We start from the raw sequence: 16,072 nt of genomic DNA, 5'->3' as shown, positions 1-16,072 counted from the left end.
CCTGGTGCTGGCACGACGGGCAACGCGACGTCAGGATTTTGCCACTGCGGTCGCCTTCCCCAGCAACGACCAGGAGTGCCGCCTGACGTTTACGCCGGGTCACTACCGCGGCATGAGGGCGCTCACGGTCTTGCTCCCCAACGGGTGGCGGGTGACGGCGGTGGTGTCGGCGAGGCGGTTGACCATGGGCCGGCCGAAGCCTCCGGTGCTGTTCAAGGCGGGGATGCGCATGCGGAGCACCCGGGAGCAGTGGTCGTGCACGGCCACCTCGATGCTGTCCGGGGCGCGACCAGGTCCAGGGTGTAGGCGCCGCCGCCGTGGCGCAGGGCGCTGCTCTTGGCCGCTGTTCAATGCGATCCTGCGGACAGCCGCACACGCCAAAGCGCCCCGACAACCCTGGTTGCGGCTGGCGACTCCGCTTTTCTGGAACGTTGCACTGCGAGTGAGTCAATATCTGTGCTCGTGAGGTGAGAGTTTGCCGGACCGTGTAGTGAGAGTTTTTGCCGCAATGAGCGGAGTGGAATTACTTAACCGACGCGGACCGTTGCGGCGTGCTACTGTCCATCTCAGTTGCAGTTGTGGTTCCCGAACTTCAAGTGCTCCCACTCGGCTTCTGTCGGGGAGAGCGCTTTTGTATTTCCGGTCATTTTCCGGCGGGGTAATCATCGCGGCGACACGGTGTTCGCACAGTGTGGACGCCGGTGTACTGCCCCAAAGGAGATATGACATGGCATCTGGCACCGTGAAGTGGTTCAACGCGGACAAGGGTTTCGGCTTCATCGAGCAGGACGGTGGCGGCGCTGACGTGTTCGCCCACTTCTCGAACATTGCCGCCCAGGGCTTCCGTGAGCTGCTCGAAGGCCAGAAGGTGACCTTCGACATCGCGCAGGGCCAGAAGGGCCCGACGGCCGAGAACATCGTTCCGGCCTGACGCTGACGCGCAGTAGCTGGGGCCCGCATCCCTCGGGGTGCGGGCCCCAGCTACACGCATTTTCCCGCAGTGGTTTCACCTGCGGGACGGCTCGGAGAAATCCGCAGTCTCACCACACGCGGCTCCTCCTTCAGGATGCAGGCGCATCCTGAAGATCCACACCGCGCCTCGGCGCCCGGGACTTTACGTCCTCGCTGCGTCACCTATTTCAGCATTTACGCCCGCCGCGGATTCCCGTCGGCCGGATTTGCTTTGACATCGGTCCATACTTGTAATTCCGTGCTGCTTACCGCTTGCGGGAATTCCTTGATATGTGCCGCATCGAGGAAGGTTCCGCATGAACCGCACACGTACGAACGACTACTCACCCCGCACCCGTAATGGCAGTGCCGACGCAGGAAGGGGCGGCAGCCGCTTCGGCTCGCCGGCACCACGCCGTTCCGGCGGTCCTGCTCGTTCAGGCAGTTACGGCCGCCGGCCCGCCCCCGTGCAGGGTGAATTCGCGCTCCCCACGACGATCACCCCCGCGCTGCCTGCCGTGGAGAGCTTCGCCGATCTCTCCATGCCCGAGCAGCTGCTGGCCGAACTCGGCAGGCAGGGTGTGAGCGCGCCGTTCCCGATCCAGGGCGCGACGCTGCCGAATTCCCTGGCGGGCCGTGACGTCCTGGGCCGCGGGCGCACCGGCTCGGGCAAGACCCTCGCTTTCGGTCTCGCTCTGCTGGCCCGTACCGCGGGACAGCGTGCTGAGCCCCGCCAGCCGCTGGGGCTGATCCTCGTACCGACGCGTGAGCTGGCGCAGCAGGTGACCGACGCGCTCACCCCCTACGCCCGGTCCGTCAGGCTGCGGCTGGCCACGGTGGTGGGCGGGATGTCGATCGGCAGGCAGGCCGGCGCGCTGCGAGGCGGGGCCGAGGTCGTCGTCGCGACCCCGGGCCGGCTCAAGGACCTCATCGACCGGGGCGACTGCCGGCTGAACCAGGTGGGCATCACGGTGCTGGACGAGGCCGACCAGATGGCCGACATGGGTTTCATGCCGCAGGTCACCGCGCTGCTCGACCAGGTGCGTCCCGAGGGACAGCGGATGCTGTTCTCCGCCACCTTGGACCGTAACGTCGACCTGCTGGTGCGCCGCTATCTGACGGACCCCGTCGTGCATTCGGTCGACCCGTCGGCCGGTGCGGTCACGACGATGGAGCACCACGTCCTGCACGTCCATGGCGCCGACAAGCACGCCGCCACGACGGAGATCGCCGCCCGCGAAGGCCGCGTGATCATGTTCCTGGACACCAAGCACGCCGTCGACCGGCTGACCCAGGACCTTCTCAACAGCGGGGTTCGGGCCGCCGCGCTGCACGGCGGCAAGTCGCAGCCGCAGCGCACCCGCACGCTGGCGCAGTTCAAGACGGGGCACGTCAGCGTGCTGGTGGCGACCAACGTCGCGGCGCGCGGCATCCATGTCGACAACCTCGACCTCGTCGTGAACGTCGATCCGCCGACCGACCACAAGGACTACCTCCACCGCGGCGGACGCACGGCCCGAGCCGGCGAGTCCGGCAGCGTCGTCACCCTCGTCACACCGAGTCAGCGCCGCGGCATGGTCCGCCTCATGTCGGACGCCGGGATCCGGCCGCAGACCACCCAGATCCGCTCGGGCGACGAGGCCCTGCACCGGATCACCGGTGCCCAGTCCCCGTCCGGCATCCCGGTCGTCATCACCGCACCGGTGGCCGAACGCTCCAAGCGCAGCACCTCGCGAGGCCGGCGCCGCCCCTCTTCGACGACCCGGCGCGCGCCCGTACGCCAGACCGTCTTCGGCACGGCGGCCTAGAACCTTCGTGATCAGGAAGCTGACCCATCTCTGCAGGAGGCACCTTGTGACGCTGGTTCAGATGCAGCCCCGCCCGGCGAGCGCCGACCCCGGGCACAGGACGGTGGCTGAGGTCATGGACGCGGCCGGACCGCAGGTCTGTGACGACATGAGTGTCGAGGTGGCGCTGTCGGTCATGGCCGCCGCACACACGGGTCGGCTGGTCGTCTGTGACCAGGACGGCCAGTGCACCGGCCTGGTCACCCGGACCGAACTCACCGCCGTCCGCGACAGCTCCGCCTACACGGACCGCGTCCGCCTGCGCGAAATCCTCGGCGACCACGGGTCGTTCACTACATCCGTGGCCACGACGGCCGAAGCCGAGCACGCGATGCGCTCCCGCCGGCTCGGTGCCCTGCCGGTGGTCGACGGGCAAGGCAGCGCTCTGGGCGTCCTCGCCCTCTCCCGCTGAACCGTCTCACCCTGGCCGGGCCGTTCTCCCTCTTCTCTCTGTGAGGTCACATGCGCTGTGTCATCGCCCGCTTCCCCTTCGAGCTCACCAAGAGCGGCGTGCTGGAATCGATGAAGGGCATCAAGCCCGAACTGGGTACCGGCGAATCCGTGATCATCGGCCGCCGCCACTACCCCGTCAAACAGGTCGGCCAGGTCATCACTCGCCAGGACCGCCGTGATTTCAGCGCCGGCGAAGTCCTGCGGGCCATGACGCAGCTCGGCTTCACCTGCCGCACCCTCCCCGAGGGCGCACCCGTACGCATCCTCAGCCCGCTCCAGCACGCTTCCGCGACGCTCGGCACTCCCGTGTCCGTCTGACCGAGGGAACAGGCACGAAGCCGACACCTGAACAGCAGTGTGGGCCTGGCCGGCATGTGCCGGCCGGGCCCACACTGCTTGCAACGGGTTCCCGTCGCAGTGGTGCTCAGTGGTCGGAATAGCTGAAGTCGCCCACGGTCCAGGCGCCGACGTCGGCGATCGCCACGCGGTACATCCCGCCCGTCTCCGGGATCCCCACCGTGCCCTGCAGGATCCGGGCGACATGGAAGTGCAGATGCGTGGGCGGCCCGTTCTTCGCGGGGGTGTCGAAGACGGCTGAGAATTCTCCCAGGCGGGCGGAATCCGTCAGCACGTCCGACACCCTCCGCCTCCACACGGCTTCGGGAGCCAGTCGGCCGGTGATGACGGCACCACCGGTGACCACGGTCAGGGACATCTGGTTGCTCTGCCCGGACTCCACCAGGGCGGCGACGTCAACGAGCAGCTCGTCAGGCTTCGACATGGGCCGATTATATTTACTGGCCACCCTGAGGTTCCCCCGGTGTGCGGGAGGTGCTGCCTGGACGGACCGTCCGCCATCCTGCAGACGCACGCGTGCCCGTCCGAGCCCTGCTGGAACTGTTCACCCATCACGACAAGCAAGCGCTGAAGCTCAGACCCTGCTCCAGGCGTCGAGGAATGCTTTGCGTCCTGTCGGATCGTCGGACCTGCGGTCTGCGTGCAGGACGCGCCAGGCGGTGAGTTCGAGGTCACGGAGCCATAGTTCTCCGATGACCTGTGTCTTGAGGTCGGGAAAGTGGTCGGACTCGGCGAGGGCCTGACCGATCACCTCCCCGGCTGCGACGCGCTGGGGCGGGGTCATCTCATCGACAGCCGACAGGATCTGTCGGGCCAGCACGATTCCTTCTCCCGCCAGGGAACGCAGCACCGCAGCCTTGATGTTGGCAGGCAGCAGGTACGCGGTGCCCGAAGACCTCCACAGCTCCGACCAGAAGCGTTCTCCTGCCTTGGTGGGGGCAGGCAGCGCGGCCAGCAGCCCCAAGAGGTGACCGGTGGCCGCATACCCATCGGAGTGGGCGGCTGCGACGACGGCGATGCCGGCGACGTGCTGCACATCGAGATCGCCGGCTTCCCGTTGCGGAGGCAGACCCAGTTGGTGTTCCAACTGGTCGGCGAGGGGGCCGGACAGGTGGGGGCGGACCTCAGGAAGCATCGGCGATCCTTGCGCGCAGGGAGCGGGGATACCCGCTCGGGAGCTCTGATCGTTCCCATGAGCAACTGATCTATTCCGCTTCGAGCCCAGGGCGGCAGCGGCAACGGGCCGGAGTTCACACGGCGGCGAAGTGACCCATTTCCGGCGACGCGGCCTGGCTGTTTCGAGACCGGCCTTGCAGAAACTGTCTGGGCGAGGTCTTTAGCATGGCTGCATGATCACCGGTGATGCCCAGGAGTCCGAGGGAGGACGAGAAGCCGTGTCGCACGACGCCGCTGAAGCCGAATACATGTACGCCGCCGCAGCGCGTGGAGAACACCATGAAGACGGGCTGCCCTGCGGATCACAAGATGGGGAGAGCGGGCACTCGGTTGCCGCTCTGGTGGAGCGGGCGGCCGATCTGGCAGAACCGATCAAGCCGAGGCTGCGGGGCTGGCTGCATGCCGGGATGGTCCCCGCCGCACTGATCGCGGGCATCGTGCTCATCTGTCTGGCCCGCACCCCGCAGGCAGCCGTGGCCTGCGCCGTGTACGCGGTCACCGCCTGGATGCTGTTCGCGACGAGCGCCGTCTACCACCGTGGCACCTGGGGGCCGCGCGGCGAGGCGGTCCTGCGGCGTCTCGACCACGCCAACATCTTCCTGATCATCGCCGGCACCTGCACGCCTCTTGCGGTGGTCCTTCTCCCGCCGGGCCAGCGGTCCGTGCTGCTGTGGGTCGTGTGGGCGGGCGCACTGGTCGGCATCGCCTTCCGGGTCTTGTGGGTGGGAGCTCCGCGCTGGCTGTACACCCCGTGCTACCTGGCGCTGGGGTGGGCACCGGTGCGCTACCTGCCCGACTTCCTGCACACCGGCGGAGTGGCCGTACTCACCCTGGTCGTGGCCGGCGGTCTCCTCTACAGCGCGGGCGCGGTCGTCTATGGTCTGCAGCGCCCCGATCCCTCACCGCGCTGGTTCGGCTTCCACGAGGTGTTCCACGCCCTGACCGTGGCGGCCTTCACGGCGCACTACATCGCCATCTCCCTGGCCGTCTACTGACCGCGACAACGTTTTGGCCAGGGCCGCTGGTCACGCACGTTGCCGCGTGCCGGGCCGCGACGGGCAGGGCGGCCGTCGAGGCATCGCGCCGCGCGCGAAAGCCGTCCGCTCCTCCGCACCGCGGTCCAAGGGCCGCCCGAAGCGGGGGAGCGGAGCGGTCTCAAGGTCATCGCCCAGGAGTGGTCGGCCCCGTTGGCGACGGGGCGGAGGCGTCGGCGAGGTTGGCGCCGGTGTCGGCGTCCCGATGGGAGTGGCCGATGCCGTGCCAGTCGAGGCACATGACGGTCGCGTCGTCCTGCAGGTGACCGTGGTTGGCGTCGACGACCGCGGCGATGAGGGTGCGGGCGGCCTCGCGGGGATGCAGCGCGCGAGTGCGGACGATCAGGTCCGGCAGATCGAGGCTGTTGGCGTTGCGCTCCAGCATGCCGTCGGTCAGCATCACGAGCCGGTCGCCCGGCCGCAGGTCCAGCGACTGGACCCGGTAGCTGTGCGGTGCGTGGAAGCCGAACGGCATATCGATCTTCGGAGTGATCTCCCGCACCTGTCCGTCCCGCATCCTCAGTGGCCAGGGGTGCCCGGCGTTGATGAACTCGGCGGTGCCGTCGAGCAGGCTGATGCGCAGGAGCTGCCCGGTGACGTAGCCGTGGCGGCCGTGCTCGCGCGCGGCCTGATCGGCCTGATCGCCCTGTTCGGCGAGGCCAGCACTGGCCCGCCGTGCCCGGCGCAGGGCGCCCACCAGGAGAGTTGCCAGGAGTGCGGCGTCGACGTCGTGGCCCATGGCGTCGGTGACGGAGAGCTGGACGGTGTCCCGGTCGATCACGTAGTCGAAGGTGTCACCTCCGACGTGGTCGGCGGGCTCCAGCGCCCCGGCGACCGCGAATTGCGCCGCCTCACATGCCAGTGATGCCGGGAGCAGCCTGTACTGGATCTCGGCGGCCAGGCTCAGCGGTGCGGTGCGGCGGCCCCACTGGTACACGTCGGTGAAGGACCGGTTCGCGATGACGATGTACGCCAGGGCGTGCGCGGTCTCGCTGACCTCTTGCATCACCTCCGCGTCAGGCGCGACGGGCAAGAACAGTTCCAGGAGCCCGATGGCGTCCCCGCGGTTGGTCACCGGGGCGACGAGCCGCACCAGACCGCCCTCGCCCTTGTCCTCCACCCTCGGCCGCTGGGTGCGGATCACGTCGTCGTACAGGGTGCCCCGCAACGTGATGCGCCGCGCGGGCTCGTCGGTCTCGACGCTGCCCGCCGCCCCCAGCCGTACGACCGAGCCGCCGCTGAAGTCGGTGATCAGGAATGACACCGCCGCGGCCCCGAGTCGCTCTTTGAGCATGCGCGCGACCACGTCGAGCGACTCCACGGGCGCCGTGGCCTCCGCCGCCGCCAGCGTCCCCGCCAAGGTCATCGCCCCGCCCCGGCCGCCGTCGCTGTCAGGAAGACGAGTGGTCGGCCTGCCTTCTTCGCCAGGCCCGCATACGGTCACGGTGACTCCTCGCTCTTTGCTGCCCGCCAGCGCAGTGCCCCCTGCCGAGTGGGCCGAGGGGGCGGCGCCAGGGCCTGGTGCCGGGCAGTGTCATTGCACCACAGAGCCCCTGAACGGACGCCAACGTCCGGCCCCGGACTCGGCGGCCGTACGCCTTGTCCGTCCGACACACCAAGCCCGCATACCGAGGTCCTCGCTTGCCAGCGGGTGAGATGGCGGTTGTGGCGTTGACGCTCTTCGTTGGGGTCCCAGGGTTTTTGGATCGCGCGACGACGCTCTTCTGCCCGCTGCACATGCCCCGGACCTTTCGCCCTCTCGCCCTGGCAGACGGGTGCCAGCCTCCGTCGCGGTCGAGGTCGCTTACCTCCCCGCCGAACGCACAAAAATCTATGCTGGCTGGAGTAGACATTGGGAGATCGTCTGGCTATGGTTTCTCTCGTAGCCGAGATCAGCCGGGCCTGGCAGACACGAACTGCCAGGCAGTGGTACAGGTAGTTGCAGTGCGCAGGGCGGTGCGGTGGTGGAGTTTCGGAGCCAGGGTTGTCGCAGGACGGCGACGGGGCTGACGACCGGACCGGGCGGCCCGCAGTGATCAGGGGCCGCCGTGAGCAGGACCGCAGTTGAAGTTGCAGTACCCGTTAGTGCAGTTCGCGGTATCCAGCAGCGAAGGTATGTGAGTGGTTCCTCGGTGAAGGCGTCGGCTGCGGGCGCGCGCACCGGGAGGTTCGGCAGTGGGGTTCTAAGCCAGAGCAGTGGTCGGAGGACGGGCGACGGGGCTGGCTGCCGAAGAGTGGCGCTTCCTCAGGTCACCGAGCAGGTCGCATCACCAGCAGTACGCGGTAGAGCAGTACCGGCAGTGAGTAGATCCCAGAGGGAAAGAACGGAGGGGCCGAGCGCCATCAGGATCGCCCGGGCGGAATTGCAGAGCCCGGGTACCGCAGGACATCGATAGTGAGGTGGTCTCCGGTCGAGCAACCGCGATCCCCGCATTTCCCGCCCTTTCCCGGGTGGGCGTGCGGAAACAGAAGGCCGGCGCAGTATCAGGGCCGGCAGATGGTGTAGCTGTTCCTTCGGGGCCCTGGCGCTACTGGCGCCAGGGCCCCTCCACGCGTTTCTCGGAGAGGTGCAAGTGACAGCAGACGACTCGTTCGGCCGGCTTGACGACGACGACTACCCCGCCTACACCATGGGCCGGGCCGCAGCGTTGCTCGGCACCACCCAGGGCTTTCTCCGCGCCCTCGGCGAAGCCCGCCTCATCACCCCGCTCCGCTCCGCGGGCGGCCATCGACGCTACTCCCGCTACCAGCTGCGCATCGCCGCCCGCGCCCGCGAACTCGTCGACAACGGCACCCCCATCGAGGCCGCCTGCCGCATCATCATCCTCGAAGACCAACTCGAAGAAGCCCAGCGCATCAACGCCGAACATCGCCGGACGGCCGGACCGTCCGGTCCGCCCGTGTCCTGAGATGGTGCGTCCGGGTTCCGGCGGCAGGGCGTTCGGACGGGCGGCGTCTGCGTCAGCCCTGGCTATTCACCGGAATTGACGGGCTGACGCCCTGACAGTAGAAAGATGCCGTTGACCTGCAAGGATGCGTTTGTTGAGGACGTGTCGGGCAGAAGATCAAGGCATTTTTCTGGCGACCGAGCGTACAGGGTGGGACCGGCGGCCGGTCGTGCGGGCCGACGGCAAGGGACTGGTCGGACACGCCGGGGAGGCACCGCTGCGGCGGTGTGCGGACCGGGTCGGACTGGCCGAGGCGTTGGCGAGGGTGTTGCCGGTGGGCGGGCCTGGTCAGCGGAACCGGCCCGCGCCGCTGGTGCAGCTTGCGGTGTCGATCACGCTGGGGCGACGAACCCGAACTCCGCCAGGCCGTGGACCGCCTCACCCTCGCCAGTGGACAACTGCTGGTCCTGGATCTGGCCGGCCTGGAATTCTGCGACTCCAGCGGCATCACCGCATTGCTGGCGACACGCAACCTGGCTACGGAACAGAGCGGCGACATGGCCCTGGCCGCAGTCCCCGCCAACACCGCCCGGATCCTACGTATCGCCGGCCTGGACCGAGTCTTCACCCTCCACCCCGACACCTCAACAGCCACCAACCCCAGTTCCACAGCCCGCTGATCACCAGGACGGCGCCACTAGGGACTGAATCGCGCCCGCGGAGCAGTCCCCCTCTGCGGGGCCGTTTCGGTCCGGGGCTGCTGTCCACTACGTATCGGCCCGATCACTGCCCATTGCGGAGACCTCTCCGCGCTCCCCTGGGCACAGGCAAAGGAGCCCCATTCGCCCCGAGGGTTCCCACCGAGACGTGAACCCTCCGAGTCCGTACTGTCATTCTCGAGACAGTCTGTGGGCTGTATGACCCGCTTCCGCCGCAGCCGGAAAGGTGGCGGCTCCTCGGTGTCGATAAACCATGCCTGACCTGCTGGTTCTCGCAGGGTGGGCTTCGGCGACATCTTCCCGATGGCTCATCATGTGGAGTGTGTTGCCACCCCGGCCTCCCGAGGCGGCTGCTGACTCCCGTGCCCGACCTCGGTACCCCCGGGACCGGAACCGGGGGCCGTGCTGTGGCTCAGGCGTAGATGATGACGGGGATGATGAGGGGCTTGCGGCGGTGGGTGCGGAACGCCCAGTTCGCCACGGCGCGGGCGAGGAGCTGTTCGAGTTGGTGCGCGTCCCCGACGCCTTCCTCGGCCGCGGTGGCCAGGGTCTTCTCGATGACTGGGATGACCGGCTCGAAGGTGGTGTCGTCGTGGACGAAGCCGCGGGCCAGGAAGTCGGGGGCCTCGGCGAGGGCGCCGGTGTCCGCGTCGACGATCGCCACTACCGTGACCACGCCTTCGGCGGCGAGGGTGAGGCGGTCCTTGAGGGACGCTTCGGTGGCGCCGCCGACTTCCATGCCGTCGACGTAGACGTTGCCGGCGGGGACCTTCCCGGTGATGGACGCGCGGCCGTCGACGAGGTCGACGACGACGCCGTCCTCGGCGATGACGACCCGGTCCGGGTCGACGCCGGTACGGATGGCGAGGTCGCCATTGGCCCGCAGGTGGCGCCATTCGCCGTGCACGGGCATGACGTTGCGGGGTTTGACGATGTTGTAGCAGTAGGCGAGTTCGCCGGCGCTGGCGTGCCCGGAGACGTGGACCTTGGCGTTGCCCTTGTGGACCACGTGGGCGCCCCACCGGGTGAGTCCGTTGATCACCCGGTAGATGGCGCTCTCGTTGCCGGGGATGAGAGAGCTGGCGAGCAGGACGGTGTCGCCCTTGCCGATGCGGATCTGGTGGTCGCGGTTGGCCATCCGTGACAGCGCGGCCATCGGTTCGCCCTGGGAGCCTGTGCACACCAGAGTGATCTTGTGGTCCGGGAGCTTCTCCAGCTCCTTCGTGCTCACGACCAGACCGGACGGGATCTTCAGATAGCCCAGGTCACGGGCGATGCCCATGTTGCGGACCATCGACCGGCCTACGAAGGCGACCTTACGGCCGTGCTGGTGGGCGGCGTCCAGGACCTGCTGGATGCGGTGCACATGGCTGGCGAAGCTGGAGACGATGACCCGGCGCGGCGCGGTGCGCAGCACCTGCTCGATCGCCGGGTTCAGCTCACGCTCGGAGGTGGTGAAGCCGGGTACTTCGGCGTTGGTGGAGTCGGTGAGGAACAGGTCCACGCCCTCCTCGCCGAGGCGGGCGAAGGCACGCAGATCGGTGATGCGGTCGTCGAGAGGGAACTGGTCCATCTTGAAGTCGCCGGTATGCAGCACCATCCCGGCGCCGGTGCGGATCGCGACCGCGAGGCCGTCCGGGATGGAGTGGTTGACCGCCACGAACTCGCAGTCGAAGGGCCCGAAGCTGCGCCGGTCGCCCTCCCGCACCCGCACCGTGCGCGGCCGGATGCCGTGTTCCTTGAGCTTGGCCTCCAGGAACGCAAGCGTCAGCTTGGAGCCGACGACGGGAATGTCGGACCGCTCGCGCAGCAGGTACGGCACGCCGCCGATGTGGTCCTCGTGGCCGTGGGTGAGTACCACGGCCACGATGTCGTCCAGCCGGTCCCGGATCGAGGTGAAGTCCGGCAGGATGACGTCCACGCCGGGCTGGGTCTCCTCGGGGAACAGCACGCCGCAGTCGACGATGAGCAGTTTGCCCGCGTGCTCGAAGACGGTCATGTTGCGGCCGATCTCACCCAGGCCGCCCAGGGCGATGACCCGCAGTCCTCCTTCGGGAAGGGGCGGGGCGGTTTTCAGGTCGGGGTGCGGGTGACTCATACCCTGACGGTACCCGGAGAGCGGGACGGCGTGATCCATTGCCTGTGTGATCTCTTCTTCCCGACGGAGGGGGGCACCCGCACCGGGTCGCGGGGCGAGCAGGTTGTAGCGGGGGCGCGGGCACGGCTGTGCCGCGTGTCGACGGCCGCCTGGCCACGGGTTCGCCCTCTGCCACGACCGTCCAGTCGGCGGGCTACCGGACGTCTGAGAGGTTCGAGACGTCCGAGTCGGAGAGCCGCATGGAGTCAGCGCCTGCAACAGGGCTCCCGGAACGTGGGCACCAGCCCCACGGTGCCCGCCGCCACGGAATCGAGCACGGCCGGCGACATCGACACCGGCGACGGCCAGCTGGCCCGTAGCCGTTGCCATGGTGGAAAGTGCGCTTCGCTGGCGAGGGTCGGCGCCGTGCCCACCTGTCGGGTCGTGGTGCGGGTAGGCCATCTTCCGAGCGGCTGAAACCGGTGGGTGACCTGTGTCTTCAGCGGATATCCCGAAGCTGTCGGAGTACTGACAGGACGCTAGGAAGGTATGCGGGGGAGTGGCTGGTGGGTGCTGTCTGACACGGTGGGGTCGTCTCGCAAAGACGTGGACGCCACCCAGGCCCGCTAAAAACCACGGGTGATGTCCGAACCGACCTCCATCGGCGCCGGCGAGATCTTCAGGACGGCCATCCTGAAGACCCCGCATGCCTGGCCCCGAGAGGGAGGCAGGCGTCCCCATCGCAGCTCGACCGAGGTCGAAACAGAGCACCGCCAGAGCCGCCCACTCGTGATCAACACCGGTCAACTCTGGTCCCTCAGGGGCCAGTTGCAGAGGGTGTTGCCCTCTGACTGCCTCCGAGCGACCCGGGTCGAACCGGGGTCGAATCAGAGCGGTTTCCTCTGACTGTCTCCGATCGCCTCTGCAACCCGTCCTAGCAGGTCACAGCCTCATCGCTCCCGCACAAGCGCAGGTCAGAAAGATGCGCTAGCTGTACCACTGGTTCCTGGCGAAGGCGGTGGATGTGCGGCATCGTTGCGGCTCCCGTCTCTGGTGGTGGCCGCATCGTGTGGGAGGCCATCACGGGGGCGCAACGCGGCGTCCGTCTCGCGGAAGAACCGGAAGTACCGGGAGAACCCGAGGCGCGCCGGGGCAACCTGGAAGGGGAGTCCCGTGCGGGGGGCTGCGGTGACGCGGGTCCCCACGTGAGACGCGCGCTCACGGCAATGGTGCCTCTCCCGCCGCGTCGGTGGACCTCGACGGACTGTTGCTGACGGAGGTGGAGGCGGTCGGCCCACCGGCGCCGAGTTCCACGGGCGGCTGCCCGTGATTCCTCCATCCGCTTGCGTAGGCGGGCCCGCGGCGTCGATGGAACGGACGGGGCTCGGAGCCCGTCTTGGTGCGAAGGGGCGCGCGGCCGGTTCCCACGGCCGGGTCAGGCGGTGGTGTCCGGACCATCCGGTGGAGCCGAGGGCACGCGGGCAGTGACGGATGAACTGGTCCGGCCCGTGCGGCGTACTGGGGTGGGCATCCGCTGTCCGCCTCGCTTCACACCCTGTCGCACCATCAGTGCCATCAGCACCACTCGCACCAGAGGAACTTCGAATGACCTTCATCGCCCTTGCGTTCGTCGCCATTGCTTCTCTGTTCGTGATCGCCCCGATCGCCATGGGCGTGACGTTGGTGAACCGGGTCCGCCGGCGGACCCGGGCGCAGCGGCACGGTCTGCGTACCGAAGGCAGATGCATAAGAATCGAGACGGTGCGGCGCAGCGGTGGGGGGCGTCCCTCTTCTTTGCGGCGCTACTACCTCTTCGAGTTCGTCACCCACGAGGGCCGGCAGGTCCGGTTCGAGGACACCGCTCCGAATACGACCGTCCCGGGTGACCTCTTCACGGTCTCCTATCTGCCGGAGCGCCCGGACAGGGCCACGGTCGCCCTGCCCGGCGACCGCAGGGCCCAGCGGGAACTCGGTTGCATGCTGGTGTTCCTCGGCTTCGCCCTCACCACTGCCCTCGTCGTCGCCGGTGTCGGGATCGGTGTGCTCTCGCTGTTCGCGGGCGGTAGTTAGCTTTCCCACGTCGCGATCAGGGTGGGCCGCCTCCGCGCACGGCATCCGCTCGCCCGGTCGCCGCTTGCTCTGCGTGATCGGGTGATGGGGACGGGATGGGGGATCGACGATGGCGGACGGTGTGACGGAGACGACGGTGCGCGTTCTGGTGATGGCCACGGCGTGGACGCCGGAACACGGCGGGGTCAGCTCGTTCAACCGGCAGCTGTGCCAGGCACTGGCCGAGGCCGGGGCGCAGGTGTTCTGCTCGGTGCTGGGCGAGCAAGGACAATGGGTGTGGGACGACGCGAGGGCGCTCGGGGTGACGCTGGTGGAGCTTCCGCGGGTCTCCGGTACCGGCGATGAAGCGGGGCCCGGCCATGTTCCCGTGCTGCCTGGTGGAGTCCTGCCGGACATCGTCGTGGGGCACGGCCGGATCACCGGGCCGTCGGCGCTGAGACTGAAGCGATCGGCCTACCCCGCGGCGCGGCTCGTCCAGTTGGTACACATGGCATCGAACGCTTCGGAGTGGGGCGGGACCGACGAGACGGCGTCGGCGGAGGAACATGCCCGTCTTGAGCTGGAGTTGGCCTCGCGGGCGGACCATGTGCTCGCGGTGGGACCGCACTTGAACAAATGGCTACTCAAGGAACTTCCCGCGAAGAGGTCGGTCGAGCCGGTCCGGCTCGATCCCGGCTTCGACGACACCGATGCTCCGGAGGTCTCGGCCGCGATGCCCGACTGGATGCCGCAGGAGCAGCATGTGCCGCGCGTGCTGCTCGTGGGTCGCCCGGCGGACTGGCGGGTCACCGGCGTGGACATCGCCGCTCGGGCGCTGGCCGACGCCCTGGACCGGCTGCCGCCCGGCAGGTACGTCGACCTGGTGCTTTACGACGCGCAGTCGGGCGAGAGCGAGGACGAGAACGAGCGTTTGTGCGAGCAGGTCCTGGAGTGGGCGTCCCGGCCCGCGGGGTTGAGGGTGAGGATGCATCACTACGTCACCGAGGCGGCGTGGATGCGCCGGGAGCGGGTGGGCGCCGACCTGGTGTTGATGCCGTCGCGGGCCGGGGTGTTCGGTCTGGCAGGACTGGAGGCCGTCACGGCCGGGGTTCCGCTGCTTGTCTCCGACCGGAGTGGTCTGGGCACGCTGCTGAGCGAAGTTCTGCCGGCCCAGGACGCGGGCCGGACGGTCGTCCCGGTCACCGATCGGCAGGAGGCGGATGTGGCGGCGTGGGGGCGCCGGATCGCCGAGGTGCTGGAGGACCGGGAAGCGGCGTTCGGGCACGCCGCCAGGGTGCGCGGGACCTGCGCCGTGGAGCGGACCTGGGCTGCCGCGGCCCGTCTGGTCCTCGCGGCGTGCCCCGCAACGGATCCGGCAGTTCCTCCGGCAGTTGTTCCGGCGGAGGACGCGGCGGTGCCCGGCGGCACTGTCGTGGCGACCGTGGTCGGGACCTCGGCGGGGCAAGGGTGGCTCGCGGAGCCGGTCATGACGGAGGCGATCGGCCGGCACGGGGCGCGGGTACGCCAGAACCACGGGCGTGTCGACCCCACGTCACTGCTGAGTGATCCTGCCGACTCCGAGCCCGCGCACATCGCCGGCACCCCGCTCGGAGACAACCCGGACCAGATCCGGGAGCTCGCGATGGCCGCCCACCACCCCGCCGACCGCAGCGTCCTCCTGGACCGTCTCGCAGACACATGGCCCGATCATCCCGAGACCCTGGCCACCCTCCTGGCCACCGCCGCCGACCCCAGCCACGAGGTGCGCTACACCGCCCTGCGGGCGCTCGGGAGGTACTGGCCAGACCACCACGAGTCCCTGGCCGCGATTCAGGAGGCCGCCACCGACCCCGACGCCGAGATCCGCGAACTGGCCCTGCCGCTGCTGGCGGAGTACTGGTCCGGCCACCCGGAAACGCTGCCGACCGTCCAGGAGGCCGTCACCGATCCCGACGGCGAGTCCCGCCAGGAGTTTCTTCCGCTGCTGGCGAGGCACTGGCCCGATCACCCCGAGGTGCCGGCCATTGTCCGGGCCGCCACCACGGACCCCAACCTGTACGTCCGTCTCACCGCACTGGAGACGCTGGGGCAGTACTGGCCCGACCACCCCGAGACTCTGGCCATCGTCCAGACCGCCACCACCACCCCCGACCCCTACGTACGCAGGGCCGCCCTGCAGACGCTGGGGAAATGCTGGCCCGACCTCCCGGAAGCCCTCGCCACCCTCCAGGCCACGACCGGACATCCGAACCAGGACGCCCGCGAGGCCTCCCTGCGGACGCTGGCGCAGTACCGCTCCGACCGCCCCGAGACCCTGGCCGCCGTCCTGGCCGCCAGGGCCGACCCCGACCCGGACGTCCGCCACACCGCGCGACAGATGCTGGCGAGACACTGGCCCGACAGCCCCGAGGGTCGGGCCGCCTCAGAGGACTCCGGCAGGTGAACCTGACAAGGGACGCGGTCCAGCCCAACCGCAGGAGACCTGGGTTCTGACGCCCCGTCCGAAACCGTTCGTCTCGCG

The 16,072-nt window shown here is 68.9% G+C and carries 14 protein-coding genes; 9 read left to right on the top strand and 5 right to left on the bottom strand.

Annotation, left to right across the window (positions count from 1 at the left end; all coding sequences use genetic code 11):
• Positions 1-102: 102 nt before the first annotated feature.
• A complete protein-coding gene (locus tag OOK38_RS34475; protein WP_323178774.1) occupies positions 103-231 on the bottom strand; it encodes a hypothetical protein in 129 nt (42 codons plus the stop codon).
• A gap of 496 nt (positions 232-727) precedes the next feature.
• On the opposite strand from OOK38_RS34475, the gene OOK38_RS00905 reads away from it, so the two are divergent.
• The 4 genes from OOK38_RS00905 (at position 728) to OOK38_RS00890 (ending at position 3,569) form a co-directional block, all read left to right on the top strand.
• Complete coding sequence (locus OOK38_RS00905) at positions 728-931, top strand: cold-shock protein (protein ID WP_164374567.1); 204 nt, start codon at positions 728-730, stop codon at positions 929-931.
• Positions 932-1,268: 337 nt separating this feature from the next.
• The gene (locus OOK38_RS00900) at positions 1,269-2,759 is read left to right on the top strand and encodes a DEAD/DEAH box helicase (protein ID WP_266764001.1); all 1,491 of its coding nucleotides are present in this window, start codon (positions 1,269-1,271) and stop codon (positions 2,757-2,759) included.
• A 46-nt stretch (positions 2,760-2,805) separates the two neighbouring features.
• The gene (locus OOK38_RS00895) at positions 2,806-3,210 is read left to right on the top strand and encodes a CBS domain-containing protein (RefSeq protein WP_266764002.1); all 405 of its coding nucleotides are present in this window, start codon (positions 2,806-2,808) and stop codon (positions 3,208-3,210) included.
• Positions 3,211-3,260: 50 nt separating this feature from the next.
• Positions 3,261-3,569, top strand: a complete 309-nt coding sequence (locus tag OOK38_RS00890; RefSeq protein WP_266764003.1) for an SCO5918 family protein — start codon at positions 3,261-3,263, stop codon at positions 3,567-3,569.
• Positions 3,570-3,675: 106 nt separating this feature from the next.
• Here OOK38_RS00890 and OOK38_RS00885 read toward each other — a convergent pair whose 3' ends face one another.
• Positions 3,676-4,032 (bottom strand): hypothetical protein, encoded by a 357-nt coding sequence (locus OOK38_RS00885; RefSeq protein WP_266764004.1) that lies wholly within the window; start codon positions 4,030-4,032, stop codon positions 3,676-3,678.
• A 150-nt stretch (positions 4,033-4,182) separates the two neighbouring features.
• On the bottom strand, positions 4,183-4,743 hold the full coding sequence (locus OOK38_RS00880) for a hypothetical protein (RefSeq protein ID WP_266764005.1): 561 nt from the start codon (positions 4,741-4,743) through the stop codon (positions 4,183-4,185).
• Between the two features lie 214 nt (positions 4,744-4,957).
• Between OOK38_RS00880 and OOK38_RS00875 the strand changes: the two genes are divergently transcribed.
• Positions 4,958-5,779 carry a hemolysin III family protein gene (locus tag OOK38_RS00875; RefSeq protein ID WP_266764006.1) on the top strand — a complete coding sequence of 274 codons (822 nt, stop codon included), beginning with the start codon at positions 4,958-4,960 and terminating at the stop codon, positions 5,777-5,779.
• 166 nt (positions 5,780-5,945) lie between these two features.
• Here the strand turns inward: OOK38_RS00875 and OOK38_RS00870 are convergent, their stop codons facing one another.
• Positions 5,946-7,184 (bottom strand): PP2C family protein-serine/threonine phosphatase, encoded by a 1,239-nt coding sequence (locus tag OOK38_RS00870; protein ID WP_266764007.1) that lies wholly within the window; start codon positions 7,182-7,184, stop codon positions 5,946-5,948.
• Between the two features lie 1,207 nt (positions 7,185-8,391).
• Here OOK38_RS00870 and OOK38_RS00865 point away from each other — a divergent pair.
• Both OOK38_RS00865 and OOK38_RS00860 read left to right on the top strand, forming a co-directional pair.
• On the top strand, positions 8,392-8,727 hold the full coding sequence (locus tag OOK38_RS00865) for a MerR family transcriptional regulator (protein WP_266764008.1): 336 nt from the start codon (positions 8,392-8,394) through the stop codon (positions 8,725-8,727).
• Between the two features lie 359 nt (positions 8,728-9,086).
• A complete protein-coding gene (locus OOK38_RS00860; protein WP_266764009.1) occupies positions 9,087-9,386 on the top strand; it encodes an STAS domain-containing protein in 300 nt (99 codons plus the stop codon).
• A gap of 451 nt (positions 9,387-9,837) precedes the next feature.
• Here the strand turns inward: OOK38_RS00860 and OOK38_RS00855 are convergent, their stop codons facing one another.
• Complete coding sequence (locus OOK38_RS00855; protein WP_266764010.1) at positions 9,838-11,523, bottom strand: ribonuclease J; 1,686 nt, start codon at positions 11,521-11,523, stop codon at positions 9,838-9,840.
• 1,584 nt (positions 11,524-13,107) lie between these two features.
• Between OOK38_RS00855 and OOK38_RS00850 the strand changes: the two genes are divergently transcribed.
• Positions 13,108-13,572 (top strand): DUF3592 domain-containing protein, encoded by a 465-nt coding sequence (locus OOK38_RS00850; protein ID WP_266764011.1) that lies wholly within the window; start codon positions 13,108-13,110, stop codon positions 13,570-13,572.
• 109 nt (positions 13,573-13,681) lie between these two features.
• Positions 13,682-15,994 carry a HEAT repeat domain-containing protein gene (locus OOK38_RS00845; protein WP_266764012.1) on the top strand — a complete coding sequence of 771 codons (2,313 nt, stop codon included), beginning with the start codon at positions 13,682-13,684 and terminating at the stop codon, positions 15,992-15,994.
• The last annotated feature ends 78 nt before the right edge of the window (positions 15,995-16,072 follow it).

Origin of the sequence: Streptomyces sp. NBC_00568 (genome assembly GCF_026341855.1) — a bacterium.
Lineage (GTDB): Bacteria > Actinomycetota > Actinomycetes > Streptomycetales > Streptomycetaceae > Streptomyces.
This window is presented reverse-complemented; position numbering and strand designations above follow the sequence as displayed.